The 18,020-nt window shown below is 67.7% G+C and carries 13 protein-coding genes and 6 pseudogenes; 17 read left to right on the plus strand and 2 right to left on the minus strand.

Annotated features, from left to right (window positions below):
• Positions 1–132: 132 nt before the first annotated feature.
• A complete protein-coding gene (locus OG331_RS49685) occupies positions 133–1,431 on the minus strand; it encodes an IS701 family transposase (RefSeq protein WP_406191218.1) in 1,299 nt (432 codons plus the stop codon).
• Between the two features lie 454 nt (positions 1,432–1,885).
• Between OG331_RS49685 and OG331_RS49690 the strand changes: the two genes are divergently transcribed.
• The 17 genes and pseudogenes from OG331_RS49690 (at position 1,886) to OG331_RS49770 (ending at position 16,831) form a co-directional block, all read left to right on the plus strand.
• The gene (locus OG331_RS49690; RefSeq protein WP_406191216.1) at positions 1,886–2,632 is read left to right on the plus strand and encodes a DUF642 domain-containing protein; all 747 of its coding nucleotides are present in this window, start codon (positions 1,886–1,888) and stop codon (positions 2,630–2,632) included.
• Between the two features lie 395 nt (positions 2,633–3,027).
• Positions 3,028–3,183 (plus strand): annotated as a pseudogene (locus tag OG331_RS49695) (IS6 family transposase); the annotation flags it as partial.
• A 196-nt stretch (positions 3,184–3,379) separates the two neighbouring features.
• Entirely contained in the window at positions 3,380–4,657 is a 1,278-nt protein-coding gene (locus OG331_RS49700; RefSeq protein ID WP_406191214.1) for an ABC transporter substrate-binding protein, read from the plus strand.
• A gap of 360 nt (positions 4,658–5,017) precedes the next feature.
• Positions 5,018–5,182: a hypothetical protein gene (locus OG331_RS49705; protein ID WP_406191212.1), complete on the plus strand. Its 165-nt coding sequence runs from the start codon at positions 5,018–5,020 to the stop codon at positions 5,180–5,182.
• 58 nt (positions 5,183–5,240) lie between these two features.
• The gene (locus OG331_RS49710; RefSeq protein WP_406191210.1) at positions 5,241–5,807 is read left to right on the plus strand and encodes a Uma2 family endonuclease; all 567 of its coding nucleotides are present in this window, start codon (positions 5,241–5,243) and stop codon (positions 5,805–5,807) included.
• Between the two features lie 142 nt (positions 5,808–5,949).
• Positions 5,950–6,164 (plus strand): annotated as a pseudogene (locus OG331_RS49715) (IS5/IS1182 family transposase); the annotation flags it as partial.
• Positions 6,165–6,400: 236 nt separating this feature from the next.
• Positions 6,401–6,794, plus strand: a pseudogene (locus tag OG331_RS49720) (transposase); the annotation flags it as partial.
• A gap of 117 nt (positions 6,795–6,911) precedes the next feature.
• The gene (locus OG331_RS49725) at positions 6,912–8,030 is read left to right on the plus strand and encodes a tyrosine-type recombinase/integrase (protein ID WP_406190526.1); all 1,119 of its coding nucleotides are present in this window, start codon (positions 6,912–6,914) and stop codon (positions 8,028–8,030) included.
• Positions 8,027–10,279: a tyrosine-type recombinase/integrase gene (locus OG331_RS49730; RefSeq protein ID WP_406190529.1), complete on the plus strand. Its 2,253-nt coding sequence runs from the start codon at positions 8,027–8,029 to the stop codon at positions 10,277–10,279. The genes OG331_RS49725 and OG331_RS49730 overlap by 4 nt, the downstream gene beginning before the upstream one ends.
• Positions 10,269–10,709 (plus strand): DUF6262 family protein, encoded by a 441-nt coding sequence (locus OG331_RS49735; protein ID WP_406191208.1) that lies wholly within the window; start codon positions 10,269–10,271, stop codon positions 10,707–10,709. Before OG331_RS49730 ends, OG331_RS49735 begins: the two co-directional genes overlap by 11 nt.
• 76 nt (positions 10,710–10,785) lie before the next feature.
• A pseudogene (locus OG331_RS49740) lies at positions 10,786–11,130 on the plus strand (transposase); the annotation flags it as partial.
• 149 nt (positions 11,131–11,279) lie between these two features.
• Positions 11,280–12,488 (plus strand): site-specific integrase, encoded by a 1,209-nt coding sequence (locus OG331_RS49745; protein ID WP_406191206.1) that lies wholly within the window; start codon positions 11,280–11,282, stop codon positions 12,486–12,488.
• A complete protein-coding gene (locus tag OG331_RS49750; RefSeq protein WP_406190751.1) occupies positions 12,485–13,414 on the plus strand; it encodes a tyrosine-type recombinase/integrase in 930 nt (309 codons plus the stop codon). The genes OG331_RS49745 and OG331_RS49750 overlap by 4 nt, the downstream gene beginning before the upstream one ends.
• Positions 13,411–14,400 carry a tyrosine-type recombinase/integrase gene (locus tag OG331_RS49755; protein WP_406191204.1) on the plus strand — a complete coding sequence of 330 codons (990 nt, stop codon included), beginning with the start codon at positions 13,411–13,413 and terminating at the stop codon, positions 14,398–14,400. Before OG331_RS49750 ends, OG331_RS49755 begins: the two co-directional genes overlap by 4 nt.
• 90 nt (positions 14,401–14,490) lie before the next feature.
• Positions 14,491–14,629, plus strand: a pseudogene (locus tag OG331_RS49760) (IS5/IS1182 family transposase); the annotation flags it as partial.
• Positions 14,630–15,025: 396 nt separating this feature from the next.
• On the plus strand, positions 15,026–15,187 hold the full coding sequence (locus tag OG331_RS49765) for a hypothetical protein (protein ID WP_406191202.1): 162 nt from the start codon (positions 15,026–15,028) through the stop codon (positions 15,185–15,187).
• A 450-nt stretch (positions 15,188–15,637) separates the two neighbouring features.
• Entirely contained in the window at positions 15,638–16,831 is a 1,194-nt protein-coding gene (locus tag OG331_RS49770; protein WP_406209641.1) for a glycosyltransferase, read from the plus strand.
• Positions 16,832–17,472: 641 nt separating this feature from the next.
• On the opposite strand, the pseudogene OG331_RS49775 reads toward OG331_RS49770, so the two are convergent.
• A pseudogene (locus OG331_RS49775) lies at positions 17,473–17,875 on the minus strand (IS5/IS1182 family transposase); the annotation flags it as partial.
• Positions 17,876–18,020 lie beyond the last annotated feature (145 nt).

Here is an 18,020-nt window from a genome sequence, read left to right on the forward strand (position 1 = left end):
CAGCCGTGACCGACGTACTCGGCTCGAACGCGGCAGCCTCGTAGCTGAAGTCGCAGGAGCCCGGCCGCCTCGTCCACACCAAGGGCCGGGCCGCACGCGCCGCGAATCAGCCACGGCAGCTGTAGTTCTTGATCACGGCTGGTCGTGGCAGCGGTGTCGTTGCTGGTGGCAGGCGGTTGCGACGGCTTGGTGACGGCGCCTCCAGGCGATCCAGCGCAGGACATGATCACGGTCGCGGGCGGCTGGGGGCAGCACGATGGCCCGCAGGAGACGGATGAGCTCGGGACAGGTCGGCGGGACGAGTCCGGGTTGCCGCTCGGAGCCCTCATGGATGGCTGCGGCCGTGAGAGCGAGGACGACGGCGGCGAACAGGGAGAACAGTGACCAGCGCATCCAGGAGTTCCAGCAGGTCACCTGACCCTGGTCGAGCCCGGTGAAGCCCTTTGTGAGCTGGAACGTTTCCTCGATCCGCCACCTGCGCGAGATCACTTCCATCAGTGTGGCGAGGGCGACGTCGCCGGGTGCCCAGCAGCGGAAGTAGGACACCTCGCCGGTGTAGCGGTGCCGCCGCGCGACCAGCACGCTCGTCCCCGCCCCGGCCGCGTTCTCGTTCTCGTTCTCGTTCTCGTTCTCGTTCTCGTCGGGAGTGTCGTCGGGGCGGACGTCGAGCCAGGCCCAGTCGTACTCGCGGGTGCCCTTGGTGCCGTGTCCGGTCTGCCGGCGCATCCACTGCTCGGGACGCACCTTGTTGATCAGTTTGCGGGCCTCCCACCGGCGGCCGCCCCCGTCGGTGACCTGGTACGTAGCGGCGATGCCGACCGTGTAGCCCAGACCCAGTGAGCGTATGCCCCGGCGCAGTTCACGCCCGCAGTACACCTCGTCGCCCGCGAACCAGCGTGCCTCGATCCCCGTGGCGAGTGCGCCGGTGACCATGGACAGCGCCTGCTGCGGCTTCGTCGCGAACCCGACCTCCTCCGGCACCCCGGCGACCTCGCGGCGTTCCTCGTCCGCGGCCCAGTCCGCCGGGAGATACAGGGCCCGGTCGATGATCACCTTCGTGGTCGCGGAGACCGCCGCCAGATGCACCGCCACCTGACACAGACCGACACCGCCGATCGCACCCGAGTACTGCCGTCCGGCTCCCACACACTCCGTCGAGGACTTCGCATCGCCCGTCTCGTCCACCACCAACACCACGTCCTGCCCGGCGAGTTCACCGGCCACCAGGCGGACGATCTCCTTCCCCGCCCGATCGTGATCGAACCGGGCACGGGACAACAGGTGCTGCAGCCGGTGAGGGCCCGGATGTCCCAACGCCTGCCCGAGCGTCCAGCAGTTCCGCGTGTCCACCTCCAGCAACAGTCCGGCGACCAACTCGGCGGCTGTCGCCCGCGTTTCACGCCGTGTGAAACAGCCCGCGACGGTTGCCATGACCCTCCCGAATGTCTCGCCCCACGTCTGCTCCGCTATCGTGGCCTCCGCGGCCACCGTGTCTTGATACGTCGTCACAAACGTTCATGATCGCGGTGGCCGTCCTCATGCCCGCACGCACCCCCGACAAGACACTGACCAGCCCAGACGCTGGAACTACAGCTGCCGTGTCAGCTCCTCGACCTCGCGGAAGCTGAGAGGGGTACAGCCGCCACACGCAGTGCGAGATGATCTCCACCGGATACAGGTGGTTCCTGTACGACGCACCCCGGACTGCGCCACCGGCGCTCCCCTCCCACACGATCAACCTGAAGACATCCCACTCGGGCACCGACAACGTGACAGTCCCTATGGCGCACATTGAGCCGCCCCAAAGCCGGCCCTGGCGGTTATGGGTGGGGGAACCGGGCCCACGCGAGGATGGAGGCAGACCAACTGGCTTGTTCGCCAGGCGATGGAAGTGCAGCCGCGCCCGATCGGCGTGGTCGCCTGTCTGAAAGGGTATAGCGTGACATCACCTATTCGTGTCGGCATCATTTCCGCGGCCGTTCTTCTGTGCGCAGCTTCCACTACAGCAGCTGCATCCGGCGTTGGTGCGCATAATTCGATCTGGAACTGGCGGACTCAGGCCAAGGCATTTTCAAACGGCAGCTTCGAGAGTCCGCAACTGCTCGCCTCCGAGACCTTTGTGGACGCGGACCTGGAGTTCAACAATTGCGCGAGCCCCAGCAACCCGTGTCGAAATTCGATCGGGCCATGGGAAGTGACGCAAAGGACGGTTGACCTGGTCCACGACGGATGGCCGGCTCCCGACGGATCCCATCAAATTGTGGATCTGAACGGAACCAACCCAGACGACCTTAACAAGACTCAGCCAGGGGCAATATCGCAGCGGTTCGCCACAAAGACGGGAGCCGCGTATTCGGTGACATTCAAACTTGCTGCGAACTTCCAGCGCGGACCGACTGTCAAGACCGGAGAAGTGCTCATCAATAATCAGAAGGTGCAGACCTTCGCCGTTGACGCGACTGGGAAGAGCGCCACCAACATGGGGTGGGAGGAACAGCGCGTCACCTTTGTAGCCGTTGGCAAGGCCACGACTCTGACATTGGCCAGCACGACCGGAGATGCGGTGCATCCCACACCCAGTGGTCCCCTCGTCGACGATGTGAAGGTCCAGCGCCTCCATCTCAAGAAGTGACGTTTTGCCACGACGTGAGAACTCCACCAGAGCAGGGTCGTTGAGCTGGAGCCCTGCGCCAGGGCTGGACGACGTCAATGACGGCCTGGTGGTGCGGGGCCACCAGGAGCCTCTTTCACTTGTACGGCTGGCGGGTGGGGCGCCGGCGGCGTGCTGACGGTGGCGTGTCGAACGGGGCATCCCGCTGGTTCGGAGGGCAAACAAGCCTCACCTGCGGAGATGTCCCGTGTTCTCCTATCCTGCAGGATGCGATGTCGACGACGATGTCCTGGAACTGGTCACGATGGTGCTTGCCTCGAGTGTCAACCCCCAGAAACCAGGGCTGGGACTGCCACGTTGTCGGTGCCGCAGTGGGATGATCTTCAGGTTGATCGTGTGGGACGGGAGCCGGTGGCTCGGCCGGCGGGGCGCAGCGGTTCCTGTCCACGTTCACCGGGATCTCACCCCACTTCCGGCCCGGACGCCCCCTTATGACCGCCGGCCGTCACCGCCTCGAGATGATCATCCGCCTCGCCATCTGGAGCCGGATCACCGGCAACACCGACCCGCCCGGTCACGGCCTGAATTACAGACCACCCCGGCCCTGGCACGTCCTGATGCATCCTCAGGCGACCATGCCTCCGCTAACGTGGCAGCTCCCGCCCCGGTTCACAACGTGACAGCTTCCCTGGACTACTGCTCATTGGAACGACACGCCAGACCGCCGAAGCCGATCATGGCCCTGATGAAGATCGGAGCCCGCTCGTCATGAACAAGGCCTTTCGCTTCATCGCAGCACTGGCCGCCCTGGTCTTCGCAGCAGCGGGCTGCAGCACCGACACAGACAGCACCACCGTGCCGGGGGTGACGGACACTACGGTCACCATCGGCAGCCACCAGCCTCTGACCGGGCCGGCTGCCGCATACAGCGGGAGTGCACCCGCAGCAGAGGCGTACTTCGACTACGTCAACGACCATGGCGGCGTTCATGGCCGTAAGATCATCTATTCCTACAGGGACGACGCCTTCATCCCCTCCAATACCGTCAAGATCGTCCGCCGGCTGGTTGAGCAGGACAAGGTGTTTGCCATCTTCAACGGCTTCGGCACTCACACCCATCAGGCCGTCGTTGGCTACCTCAACGCTCAGAAAGTTCCGGACCTGTTCCCCTCGTCCGGATGCCCCTGCTGGAACAACCCGACCAAACTGCCTTACACCTTTGGCTGGCAGACCGACTACATCCGTGAGGGCAAGATCCTTGGCGCCTATGTCGCCAAGTCCTTCCCCGACAAGAAAGTCGCGTACTTCTACCAAGACGACATCGGCGAGGACGCTGTCATCGGCCTGGACAAGCAGATCCCGGCCTCCCAAGTGGTGGCCCGGCAGTCGTACCAACCAGGCTACAACGACGTCGTCCCGCAGATGGAGGCCATCGCCAGAGCCAAGGCCGACGTCATCGTCTCCTTCGCGCCGGCCGCGTACACGGCACTTCTTCGGCTGGCCCAGCAGAAGACCGGCAACGCCGCGAAACTGGTCGTCTACGTTGGTGGATCCGATCCGCCGACACTGTCCGGCTTGCTGCCGCCCCCCGGCACAAGCGGTCAGGGAAACCCGCTGATCCAAGGCATCATCGCCAGTACCTACTTGACGCCGCTCACCGCGACCTCGAACGGCTGGGTCGCTCTGGCGAAGAAGATTCATGACCGATACCTGCGGTCCCGGCCGCTGAATTTTTCTGTCATGTACGGAGTGGCCACGGCCTACACATTCGTCCAGGCGCTTCAGCGCGCCGGGAAGCACCCGACCCGCGAATCCCTGGTCGAAGCCTTGGAGCGGGGGAAATTCTCACCTGGCCCCGGACTGACGCCGCTCGAGTACAGTCCCACCTCACACGCGGGCTACACCGGTGCCCAGATCGGAATCATCAAGGGCAATGGCCTCGTCCTGGAGGGTCCGCCGATGACCACCGACGCCGGTGACGGGCCCATCGTTCCCTACACCTCCCCGCCTGCCCAGGCACCTGCCAATGGCCTCCCGCCCCCCTGACCCAGCGGATATGGACGCCCGCCGGAACACCCTCAGCTTGGCGTTTAGCGTGGGCGGGCTTGGTGTTCCTTGATCGACTCGGCGCGTTTGGCCGTCTTACCGACGTCGTGGTGCCTGGCCCGGTGTGTGTTTCATCGAGCCGACAAGCCGTCCAAGCCCTGGCCGGGACGGTCTCGGTGCGGCCGCCGGACGGGCCGGAGGCTGTCGCACGGCTCCTGCCGGGTGAAGGGCAAGAGCGATTCGTTGTTCGGTTCCGAGGATCAGGGAGGCATCGCAAGCTTGGCTGGTGGGGCCGAACCGCGAACCGCCGAGTGGACCACTCCCACCGTTGCGCCGTTCGTACGACGCCACCGTGCCGCCTTGAACTCGCTGTTCGTGCAGGTGTTGTCGCTGTGCGGCCGACGTGGCCTGGTCGATCCTTCGGCGGTGGCCGTGGACGGCTCACCGATGGAGGCGAACGCCTCACGCGACGCCAACCAGCGGCTCGGGCGCCTGGAGGAGACCATGAAGATCGAGGTCAGCTGAAAGCCAGTGTGAGGCAGTAGGCTGCACTTCAGCTTGAGCAGACTCGGGGAGGTATGCCATGACCGCCGAGATGGTCACGCCCGCGTGGATGCATGCGCAGGTTTCTGCGGAAGAGTACAACTCCTGGTCCGAGGAGCAGTGCGCGGGTATCGAGATCGTGGACGGGATGGTCGTTGTGAGCCCCAGCGCGTCCAAGCGGCACAATCGCCTGGCCCGGATCCTGGCGAATGCTCTCGACACCGCCGCCGGCCCGGAGTGGAATGCAGATACAGACTTCGATGTCCGTCTGCAGGATGTACCGCTCACCAACCGCCGTCCAGACGTGATCGTCTACCGTGCCGACACGATCGACATCATGCCCACCCGTCCCGAGCATGTGTTGCTGGTCGTCGAGGTCGTCTCACCGGGCTCGGAGACCACCGACCGAATCGTAAAGGTGGACCAGTACGCCAAAGCCGGGATCTCCTTCTACTGGCGGGTTGAACAAGCCGCTACCGGAGTCCCCCTCGTGTACACCTATATCCTCGATCCTGCGAACAGGGTCTACCGCGGCGGAGACATCTTCCCTGGCGTGGTGAAGTCTGCCGTGCCATTCCCTGTTGAGATCGACCTCAGCGCGAACTGACCGGCGCCGTTACGCTGCGCGGGGATGGGCATCAGCAAGAAGGACGCCAAGGCATGCGTCCAGGGTGCTGTCAGTTGTCGGAGGCGTGGTCGTCTGAGGATGCATCAGGACGTGCCAGGGCCGGGGCGGTCCGTTGGGGAATCGGAAAGGGCTCCGCGAGCGAGACGTCACACCCCGCATCGCCCGCCGCGGCACCGACACCTCACAAAGACTGGGCCGACACCGCTGGGTGGTCGAGCGTCCTGGCTCGCCGGCTGCCGCCGCCTGCACCGCCGCTACGAATGCAAGCCCGAGCACTTCCTCGCGTTCACCGCCATCGCCACCAGCCTCATCAACTACCGACGACTCACCAAGTGAAGCGGTGTCTTATTGGTCCGGCTGGCGGTCTGGTGTTGCTGGGGCTAGCGGGCCGAGAATTAATGCTGAGGCAGGAGGTAGTGTGGCGTCTGGGGCAGAGGTCGGCTTGCGCCTGTCTCATTCCAGGACGTCCGGTTCCGTCCCGTGCCTCGACCGGCCGAACGCGCGCCTGGGCGCACGCCCCCGCACGGCGGTATCCCCAGGTCATGACCGACTGACGTGCGTATCCGAGTGATCTGTCGGATGCCCGCTGGGAGTTGGTCGAGCCTGTGCTGTCCGCGTGGCGCTATGAGCGCCACGGCCGGGCCCTGGGGTTTGGCCGACCGCCCGAGCATGACCTGCGCGAGATCATGAATGCGATTTTGTATGTGGACCGCACCGGGGTGCAGTGGCGCTACCTGCCGCATGACTTCCCGAACTGGAACACGGTCTACGGCTACTTCGCCAAGTGGCAGTCCGACGGCATCTTTACCCAGCTCAACGGCCTGCTGCGGGAGTTGGTGCGACAACAGGAGGGGCGGAACGCGAAGCCGTCGGCCTGCGTGATCGACGCGCAGAGCGTGAAGACCTCCACCAGCGTTCCCGCCACGAGGCAGGGGCACGGACAACGCCAAGAAGATCGTGGGCCGTTATCTTGAGCCAGTACGAGCGTGTCCTTCATGTGTGTGAAGCACTCTGAAGTTCCCCCAACTTCCGTCGTGGATGCGGTTATCTGCCGCCGTCCAACACGGAAGGGCCGGATGCGTAGTGCGTGTACAGAGGGTGCTGGCACCCGGGTCGGCGGCGGAGTCGTGGACGCTGCTGGGGGATGATCTGCGGCCGGTCGATCCGGTCGAGTCGTTCCTGGCCTACCTGACGGCGATCGAGCGGTCACCGAACACCATCAAGGCGTACGCCCACGACCTCAAGGACTGGTGGACCTACCTCAACGGCCGCAGCCTCGACTGGAAGACGATCGATCTGGAGGCGGCGGCCGCGTTCGTGGCCTGGCTGCGGCTGCCGCCCATGGCCCGGAACGGGGTGGTGGCCGTGCTGCCGACGGCCGAGCACCACTGCACGGCCTCCAGCGTGAACCGCAAGCTTGCCGCGGTCAGTACGTTCTACGAGTTCCACGCCCGCAGCGGTGTTGAGGTCGCCGGCCTGCTGGTGACGATGCGTCCGGCCGGGCGGCACTGCGCGTCGGCCACCTCCTACAAGCCGTTCCTGCAGCACATCGCCTCTGGCAGGCCCGAGCGGACCAGGACCATCAAGCTCAAGTCCGGGCGGAAACGTCCCCGTGTCCTGACCGCCGTCCAGGCCCAGAAGATTCTGGATGCCTGCAAGCATCTGCGGGACCGGCTGCTGTTCGCCCTGCTGCTGGACACGGGGGTCCGTATCGGTGAGGCCCTGGGGATGCGGCATGACGACATCGAGATCGCCGAGAAGCAGGTGACGGTGGTGCCACGGCAGAACGACAACCGTGCCCGCGCTAAGGCCGGCCGCACGCGGGCCGTCCCGGCGAGTGCGGAGTTGATGCGGTTGTACTCCGACTACCTGCACCGCGAATACGGCGCCCTGGACTCCGACTACGTCTTCGTGAACCTCTTCGCCGAACCGCACGGCCGTCCCTGGGCCTATCCGGCCGTCTATGACCTGGTCAGACGGCTGCGGAAGACCACCGGGATCGCGTTCGAGCCCCACCAGTACCGGCACACCTACGCGACCTGGCTGCTGCGTCGCGGGGCGGGCATGGAGAACGTCAAGGAACTCCTGGGACATGCCTCGATCAGCACCACGATCGACACCTACGGTCACCTGACCGTCGAGGACGCCCGCCGCACCCTGGAGGACGCGGGTTGGTTCACCGGACGGGAGGTCCGGCTGTGACACCTCATGCCCTGCCTGCCGGACACGGCCGAGCCGGACTGCTGGAGAAGCTCCTGGCCACGGTCCGGGCCGAGTTCCGCACCGAGATCTACCGCCCGGCCCCCGACGACCCGGTGTTCGTCGCCCCGGCCTGCGCCGTTGCCGACTGCGACCGCATCGTCAGCATGCGGGGGCTCTGCAACGGACACGTGATCCGCTGGCGCCACCGCGGACGCCCGGCGATGGAGGAGTTCCTCGCGGATCCCGGCCTGCCCGTTCGCGGGCGCCAGGCCCTGACGGTCTGCACGATCACCGGTTGCCGCTACGGGAACTCCGGGAAGGGCTTGTGCGCCAAGCACTACGACCGGTGGGTCCGGGCCGGACGGCCCGGCCTGGACCTTTGGGATGCGCCGAATCTGGTGCAGCCCGGTGACGACCAGGCCGAGTGCCGACTGTCGTTCTGCACCCTGCGGGCGGAGGGCCCGCAGATGTTGTTCTGCCGCAGCCACCATGAGCGGTGGGCGAACGCCGGCCGCCCGGATGCCGAACGGTTCGCCCTGGACGCCGAGTTGACCGGCACCGCCCACATAGATCTGCGTGACCTGCCCCGTCAGCTGACGCTGGAATTCCAGTACGGGCTACAGTGCCGGTCCGATGCCCACCGCCGCACGACGCCGCCTCGCGTCGTGGCGCAAGCTGTCCGGCTCACCCGGGCCCTCGGGGTGTCCTCCCTGCTCGACCTCACCGAAGAGCAGTGGCGGCACGACGCGTCCTCGGGCCGCGTCCGTGAGCCGGGGCTCTTCCTGATCGAGGTCCGGGACGCCGTCGAGGTCCTGCGCGACGGCGCGGGCTGGGAGAGCGAATACCCGCGGGACGTGTGGCGGCTGGAGCGGCTGCCGGGCATCACCACCCCGGCCACCGCCACCGTCCCCCGACCCCGCGTTCGCCTCCATCTTGAGCGGATCACTCAACCGTGGCTGCGTGACCTGGCCAAACGATGGCTGCGGCTGAGGCTGACCAGCGGGCTGAGCATCACCGCGGCCCACACCGGCCTGGACGCGCTGGTCTGCTTCGGCGACTTCCTCGTGCACGTCGGCGTCGACCGGCTCGCCGACATCGACCGTCCGCTCCTGGAACGGCACCTCGCCCACGTCGCCTCAGTGCCTGGCGGGCACGGACTGAAGAAGGGCCGGATCAGCAACCTGAACCTGTTCTTCCAGGCCATCCGGCAACACCGCTGGGACGACTCCCTGTCGGGCACCGCCGCGTTCTACCCCGGCGACATCCCGCCGGAGCCGGCCGCCACGGTCTCCCGGCGGCTGGCCGAGCACGTCATGGCCCAGGTCGAGTCCGAGGCGAACCTGGACCGCTGGGACAACCCGTCCGGCCGCCTGATCACGCTCATCCTCATCCGCGGCGGACTGCGGATCTCCAGCGTCATCTGCCTGGATTTCGACTGCCTCCTCCACGACGGCCAAAAAGCCCCCTACCTGCGGTATTTCAACACCAAGATGAAACGTGAGGCGGCCGTCCCGATCGACGAAGAACTCGAACAGGCCATCCGCGACCACCAGCAGCGCGTCCTTGAACGCTGGCCCCAGGGCACCGGCGTCCTCTTCCCGCGACCGCACGCGAACGCGTCGGGACGGCTGCGGATCGCCGACGGCAGCTACCGGCAGATGCTCCGCCGCTGGCTGGCGACCTGCGACATCCGCGACGAACACGGCCAGCCCGTCCGTTTGACGCCCCATCAGTGGAGACACACCTTCGCCTGCCGGCTGATCAACCGCGACGTCCCGCAGGAAGTCGTACGCGTTCTCCTCGACCACGAATCGTCCCGGATGACCGCCCATTACGCGCGGATCACCGATCAGACCGTCCGGCGCCGCTGGGAAGCGGCGATGAAGGTCAACATCAAGGGCGAGCGCGTCACGCTCGACGCCGACGGGCCGCTCGGGCAGGCCCAATGGGCCAAGACCCGCTACGGCCTCGCCACCCAGACCCTGCCCAACGGCTACTGCGGGCTGCCCGTCCAGAAGACCTGCCCTCACGCGAATGCCTGCCTGACCTGCCCGGTCTTCCTGACCGGACCCGAGTTCCTGCCCGAGCTGCGGGAACAGCACACCCGCACCCTGACGTTGATCGACAATGCGAAGGGCTGCGGCCACACCCGTATTGCCGAGATGAACCAGCAGGTCGCCGACAACCTCGACCGCATGATCGGCGAGCTGGGAGACTGCCAGGACGAGGGGGCCGCAGATGCCGGCTGACAACTCCCACCTGATCGTCACTGCGGCCCGTCGACGGGCCGCAGCAACCCGCCGACGCGCGGTCTCCGCCTTGCGGCGGCTGGACACCACCGGCGGCGCGATCACATTCGAGACCGTCGCCCGCGAAGCGGGCGTCTCCCGGTCCTGGCTCTACAACCAGCCCGACCTCAGAGCCGAGATCGAACGCCTCCGGGCCCGCCACCGTGTTCCTGGGGCCCGGTCCGTTCCTGACCGGCAGCGGGCATCCGACGCCTCCCTGCTGCGACGTCTCGAAGCAGCCACCCAGCGCAACCGTCAACTGGAGGAAGAGAACCGGGAGTTGCGGCAGGCGCTCGCCCTCGCGCTCGGGGAACGACGCACCGCCGACCTGCCAGACCGCCGCGGCGACACACCGAGGAAGAAATCTTCCGCCGTCATCGGACCATGCTGACGAACACGTTGAGGACACCGTCCACCACACATCACGCCAGGTCAGCAGCACGCGAGTCGAGCGAGCTCAAGATAACGGCCGCAAGCGGAGCATCGTGACCGACACACTCGGCCTCTCCTCGCGGTGCTGGTCACCGCCGCCGGCGTGCAGGACTCCGTGGCCGGCGCCCAACTGCTCGACCAGGTGGCCGCCGACCAGCCCGGCATCCGCAAGGGCCTGGGTCGATGGCGGCTACCGCAAACACTTCGTCGAGCATGCCGCCACCCTCGGCATCGACATGGAAATCACCGTCCGCACTCCCGGGACCAGGGGATTCACCCCGATCCCGAAACGCTGGGTAGTGGAGCGGAGTATCGGCTGGATCATGATGCACCGCCGACTGGCCCGCGACTACGAGTTACTCCGAGCTCGGAGTAATTCGTACTATTCCGCGCTTCGCGTTATCCCGACCTGACACGAACCGCGCAGGCTGAGGCGGTGAACGGGTACGGGGCGGTCGGAATAATGCAGGGGTCGCGTTCTGCGGCTTGGACTGCCTGACTGGTTGGGAGCCCAGTCTGGAGGGCGGTCATGTATGAGCGTGATCCGTCGCGAGTAGTGGTGACGGGGCCGCTGGCTCCGTACGCGGTCGGCTTGTGTGCCGCGGTGCTGCACCAGGGCTACACCCCCAAGTCTTCCTGTGAGCTGATGCAACTCACGGCCCACTTGAGCCGGTGGATGGGTGCCCGGGGCGTGGAGCCGGAAGCCTTGGCAGGGCCGGTGATCGCGGAGTTCCTCGCCGTTCGTCGGCGGGACTACCGGAAGCGAACGAGCTCGCGTGCTCTCGTTCCTCTCCTCGCCCATCTGCGCTCGGTCGGGGCAGTGCCGGAGGCCCTGGTGCCCGTCGACGACAGCGAGGTGGGGGTGTTGCTGAGCGAGTACCGGCAGTACCTGCGGGACGAGCGTGGGGTGGTTGAGGTTTCGGTCCGCCGCTATCTGCCGCCGGTACGGGCGTTCTTGTCCACGGTGCCGCTGGCGCAGGGCCTGGCCGGTCTGACCGCCGAGCACGTCACCCGGTTCGTCCTGGAGGGGGCTGCGTGCCGCAGCACCGCCGATGCCAAGAAGATGGTGACCGGTCTGCGGTCACTGCTGCGGTTCTTGTTCGTCACGGGCCGCATCAGCAGGCCGCTGGCGGGGGCGGTGCCCACGGTGGCGAACCGGAGACTCGCCACGTTGCCGGGCCGCTTGACAGCCGACGAGGTGAACACGCTTTTGTCCGGATGCGACCGGAGCACCCCTGCCGGGCGGCGCGACTTCGCGGTCCTGACCGTCCTGTCGCGGCTCGGGCTGCGTGCCTGCGAGGCCGCCGCGATCGAGATCAACGATGTCGACTGGCGGTCCGGTGAACTGACCATCCGCGGCAAGGGCGGGCTCACCGACCGCCTCCCGCTGCCGGCCGACGTCGGCGAGGCCCTGGCTGACTACCTGATGCACGGCCGTCCCTCCGACTCTTCCACCAGCCGCCTGTTTCTCTCCGGGCGTGCCCCTCGCCAGTCCGTCACCGCCAGCGGCATCCGTGCCCTCGTCGCCCGTGGCTGCAAGCGGACCGGCCTGCCGCGGCTGGGCGCCCATCGGCTGCGGCACACGGTGGCCAGTGACTTGCTGGCCGCCGGAGCACCCCTGCCCGAAGTCGGCCAAGTCCTGCGGCACCGGTCCCAGTTGTCCACGGCGATCTACGTCAAGGTCGACCGAGTACGGCTGCGGGAATTGGCCCGGCCCTGGCCCGGGGAGGCGTCATGACCAGTCTGCGCGAGCACGCGGGGGACTACCTGACCATGCGGCGGAACCTGGGGTTCACGCTGGAGGGCCACGGCAGGATGCTGATGGACTTCATCAGCTACCTCGAAGGCGTCGGCGCCATCACCATCACCACCGACCTGGCGGTGGCCTGGGCTACGCGGACCGCGCCCGGCGTGAACCCGGCTTCCTGGAACAAGCGACTCACCGTGGCACGGATCTTCGCCCGGCATCTGCAGGCCCTCGACCCGGCCACCGAGATTCCGCACCCGGATCTGATGCCCCTGCGCTATCGCCGCATCGCCCCGCACCTGTTCGCCCCGGACGAGATCGTCGCACTGATGGCGGCCGCCACCGGGCTCCGCCATCCGCTGCGGGCGCTCAACTACGCCACCCTGATCGGTCTGCTGGCCGCCACTGGCATGCGCGTCGGTGAAGCCTGCGGACTCGACCGCTCCGACGTCGACTGGGACGCCGGGGTGCTCACTATCCGGGCGGGGAAACTCGGCAAGGCCCGCGAGGTCCCCGTGCACCCCAGCACGATGCAGGCGCTGCACGTCCACGACCAGCGGCGCGACCTGCTCCAGCCCGTGGTGTCGACCCCGGCGTTCTTCGTCAACACCCGCGGGGATCGCCTGGACGCCCATCACGTCCCCGAGACCTTCGCCCGGCTCCGCGACGCTGCCGGCATCCGTCCAGCGGCGGGCGGCCGGAAGCCCCGCATCCACGACCTGCGGCACACCTTCTGCATCGCCACAATGCTCAACTGGTACCGCACCGGCACGGACGTCCAGGCACAACTTCCACTGCTGTCCACCTACTTGGGCCATGTCGATCCGGTCTCGACCTACTGGTATCTCCAGGCGGCCCCCGAACTGCTCGCCCTGGCCGCAGGCCGGCTCGACGCCTTCCTCGGAGATCTCCCATGAGCTCACCGGCACCCCTCGTCCAGGGCTTCTTCACCGACCGGCTCGCCCACCAGCGCCAGGCAAGCGGCCACACCGTCGTCGCCTACCGCGACACCATCCGTCTGCTGTTTCGCTATGCGAGCCAGCAGACCGGCAAACAGCCCACCGACCTCGACCTCGCCGACCTCGACGCCGCCCTGATCGGCGCGTTCCTCACACACCTGGAGAACACGCGGGGCAACGGCACCACCACCCGCAACGCGCGACCGGCCGCGATCCACTCGCTGTTCCGATACGCGGCCTTCCGGTCCCCTGAGTACTCCGCCCTGATCCAGCAGGTGCTGGCCATCCCCTCCAAACGCACCGAGCGACGCGACGTCTGCTACCTCACCCGGGACGAGATCGAGGCCCTGCCGGCCGCACCCGACCTCAGCACCTGGTGGGGGCGCCGCGACCACACCCTTTTGCACCTGGCCGTCCAGACCGGTCTGCGCGTTTGCGAACTCACCGGCGTCCAACTCCAGGACATCTACCTGGGACGCGGCCCGCGCGTCCTTTGCCACGGCAAGGGCCGCAAGGACCGCGCCACCCCGCTCACTCGCCACACGGTCACCGTCCTGCGCGGCTGGCTCGCCGAACGCGGCGGAGACCCCACCGACCCGCTGTTCTGCACCCACCGCGGTGGCCGGCTCAGCCCGGATGCCGTCGCCCGCCTCGTCGCCAAGCACACCGCCGCCGCGTCCGTGGCCTGCGCGTCTCTCCGCACCAAGAACGTCACGCCCCACACCCTTCGGCACACCGCGGCGATGTCCCTGCTGCACGCAGGGGCCGACACCTCCGTGATCGCCCTCTGGCTCGGCCACGAGTCGCAGGAAACCTCGATGATCTACCTCCACGCCGACATGACGCTCAAGGAACGAGCCCTCGCCCGCACCACACCACCCGACAGCAAGCCGGGCCGCTACACCGCCCCCGACCCCGTCCTCGCCTTCCTCGACAGCCTCTGACCGCGCCCGTTATGCCGAGCACCAGCACCTCGCAACTCCGCTGACCTGCACGGTCGGTGTCAGCTCGGGATAACTCAAAGCGCGGAATAGTACGAAACCCTGCCCGCCCGATCCGAAAGCCATGATCCACCTGGCCATGACCGACCTCATGGCCCGCCGCCTCACCGGCGAGAGCACCGTCTCCTGGCGCGACCCGGCAAATGCGAATCAACTACCCATCACTGGATGAAACAGTGGGAGAAAGCGATCTTAAGGAAGTCAAGCTTTCGCCATACCGCACGGGTCCCCCGGCGCACCGCCCCAGGCGCGGACCCAGCAGACCTCCCTGCGGTGCAGATCGCGGTGACCGACCGCACCGGCGGCGTCGTGTTCAACGAATTTCTGCGCCGCACGCGGCCATCGAGCCGTGGGCTGTAGCCGTACACGGCATCACCCTCACCGCGTCGCGCAGGCGGCCGTCTTCGGCCCGGCTGCTGCCGCGGCTGGCTGTGTTCCTGCACGGCCGTGCCGTGGTGGCCTACGACGCCGCCCTCGGCGGGGGCGTGTTCGAGAGGGAACTGCACCGCCCCTCGCCGACAGGTGTGCCGCACGGGACTGGCTCGGCCGCATCCGCTGGCACGATGCCATGACGCCCTGTGCGGCATGGCACGGCCTGTGGTCGGCCCGGCTCGGCACCTGGTACAGCCGGCCGCTGGGTGAGCCTCATGACGCCCTTGCCGGCTGCCGCCTTCTCCTCCTGGACGAACTGCAGGCCATGGCCCAGTCCGCCTCCGCCGCCCGCTGGTGACAGAACCGACGGCTCACTCAGGCGTACAGGCGTGACTGCCTGACCGCCTCGCTCGTTCACGTCGCGAGGTCCGGCAGGGCTGCCAGTGCCGGCCCCACTCGCCCCGCCGGAACCTCCCAGCTGCTGTTCCAGGGCCCCGGGCTCCTTTCCTGGAACGCAGCCGGGCCGGCCTGCACCTTCTCCACTCCGGTGCGGGCCGGCCGCCAGCGAAACGACAGGTACAGGCCGCGCCGCGGGCCGGCGTGTCCGTGCGGCTGCCGGCTTCTCACGCGCTGCCCGGGATCCGTGCCGGGCCCGGGACTGCTGTCAGCCCGATGAGGCAGAGCAAAACACGCAGTTCATTGCGCGAAGCAGCTGTATAGCCTCATGTCCGCTAATCCGGATTTCTCCGGTGCGAATGGCTATGGGCGTAAAGCGAGTGATGGAGTGGGTATGGGGCGCGGGCTTCGAGTGCTGTCGGTCTATGAGGGGTTCTTCTGCGGAGGGGCCCGGATCCTGCACAGTGATGTGGTGCTGGGACTGCGGGAGGGCGGCCAGCAGCACCAGGTGCTGAGCGTGCACAGGGAGGTGTACCGGGAGGCCGCCCGCCAGCGGATGGAGGACGACACCTGCTACCGGACGCTGACCGCGGCGGGCGTGAGCGTCACCTCACTCGGCCGCACGTTCGACACCGGGGGCATGGGGCCAGCTGCCTTCACCGGCCGCGAGCTGGCCGACACTGCCCGCGCGATGGCCGGCGCGGACGTCGTCCTCTCCCTCAAGGAACAGCCCCTGGCCCTCCTCTCCCAGCCGGGACTGCCGCGCCGCCCGGTCGTGGTCTGTCTGCACCGCTCCGACCCGCACAACCAGCCCCGCGCCCTGGAGGATCTCAAGTCGGCGATCGCCGCCGGCACGGTCGTGGCCTGCGTGTGCTGCGCCGAGTCCACCCGGGCCGCCTACGAGAACGCCGGGATACCCCCAGCTCTCCTGCACGACATCCCCAACGGCGTCGACCTGGCCCGTTTCCGCCCCGATGCGGCCGGGCGTCTGGCCCTGCGCACCTGCCTCGGCATCACCCCGCCCGCCCCGGTGGTCGTCTTCGCGGCCCGCTACGACGGCATGAAGAACGTGCCGCTGTTCCTGCGGGCGGCCCGGGCCTGGCTCGCCGGGGTGCCGGACAGCCACGTCCTGATGTGCGGCGCGGGCATGACACCGGCGAACCCAGGCCTGGACGCGGACATCACGGCCGCGTTCGGTCATCACCGCGGCGATCTGTCCTCCCGTCTGCATCTGCTCGGGGTGCGCCGCGACATGGAGACGGTGTACGCGGCCGCCGATGTCGTCGCTCTCACCTCCTCCTGGGGCGAGGCGGCCCCCCTCTGCCTCATCGAGGGCATGATGTGCGGCGCGGTCCCGGTGGCCACCGACGTCGGCGACAGCGCGGCGATCGTCCGCGGCAGCGGCATCGTCACCCCGCCCGACCCGCAGGCCATAGCCAGGGCCTGGACCACGGCGACGGCAGCCCGCGACACCCTCACCCCGGCCCTCACCGCAAGCCGCGAACGCTTCAGCCGCACCCGCATGACCGCCTCCTACGCAGCCCTCCTCGACCAGGTCGCCGCAGCCGCCGACCGGCCGGTACGATCCCAGCCACTCGGCCGATGACAGACCCGCCCGGCACAGGACCAGGCGGCAAGTTGGGGACAGCAGGCCGGCGACGGCGGCGCTGGCCGCCCCGGCCAGGGGTCGTGCTGCGGCCTGAGGTGAGCCGTGATCCTCAACCCGCCCGGGCTCGGGGCCGGTTCGGCACAGCGGCTGCCGCACTGGCCCTATGCCCAGGCCGTCGACGAAGCCCTCATCGGGCGGGGCATCCCTCCCGGCGCCGTCCGCACCGACCGCACCTACCCCCGACACGGCGACACGATGTACCTCGTGCTCGGTGGGACGTCAGCGGCACCGGCGCGTGGGCGGCCTCCGCTTCAACTAGGAGGAAGACAGCGGCTGGTCCTACGCGCTGCTCGGGGCCAGCCCGTCCATCGCGACCCCGACCCAGCCGCTCCCCGCGCTGCACCGGGTCTTCGCAGCCCCGGACGACGTCGCCGCGGTGGCCGAACACCTCGTACGCCCACCGACGCGTACGGTGCGGAATGAGACCAGGCAACACACGTGCGCGCTTGCGGCCCTGCGCCGCGACCTTGCTGCTCACTTTGTTGGTCGATCTTGGACGGGGTGCACGGTGACCTAGGTGGACAGGCAGCCACGGGGACCGCCATGAGACCGTCAGACCACCGTCATGGGGCCGCCACCGAGTGGTACGGCTCGTCCGTCTCGCTCCGGTCGGTAGGGATCAGCGTCCCGTCGACGATGACGAAGTCGCCCTCGCTCAACCCGACGAGGGTCTCGTGCGGGCCAGGCACCCAGGAAGCCAGGGCCTCGAGGGTCTCGTCCATATACCGTCAGGCCGTGGCCTGTGACCCCGAACCCGCCCTCACCTGCGCGAACGTCTCATTCTTGGGTAGATGCGCGAGCGTGAGGAGGGCTTGCCAAAAACAACCCGGGCGGCGCCAAGGCGAGTTGATCTCTTGTCGCCGGGCGTAGAGCAGCCAGGCGACATGCTCAACAAGCTCATACGGGACATCGAGCATGCAGAATGCGGAACCAACAGGACAGGGCCCCTCCGGTCACCGGTGTGATGAGTGGTATCACCACGCCAACGATGAGGGGCCCTGCCTTGTCACCACACGCTCTGACCAGGCCCTTTCACTCCCACGAGACAGGATGAAAGAGGTTCAGTGGGTTTGTGGACGTAGAGTAGGGAACCGAGCTTAGCCGTCCATTCGTAGACGGCGTTCAC

This window comes from Streptomyces sp. NBC_01017, assembly GCF_045162795.1.
Classification (GTDB): Bacteria; Actinomycetota; Actinomycetes; order Streptomycetales; family Streptomycetaceae; genus Streptomyces; species Streptomyces machairae.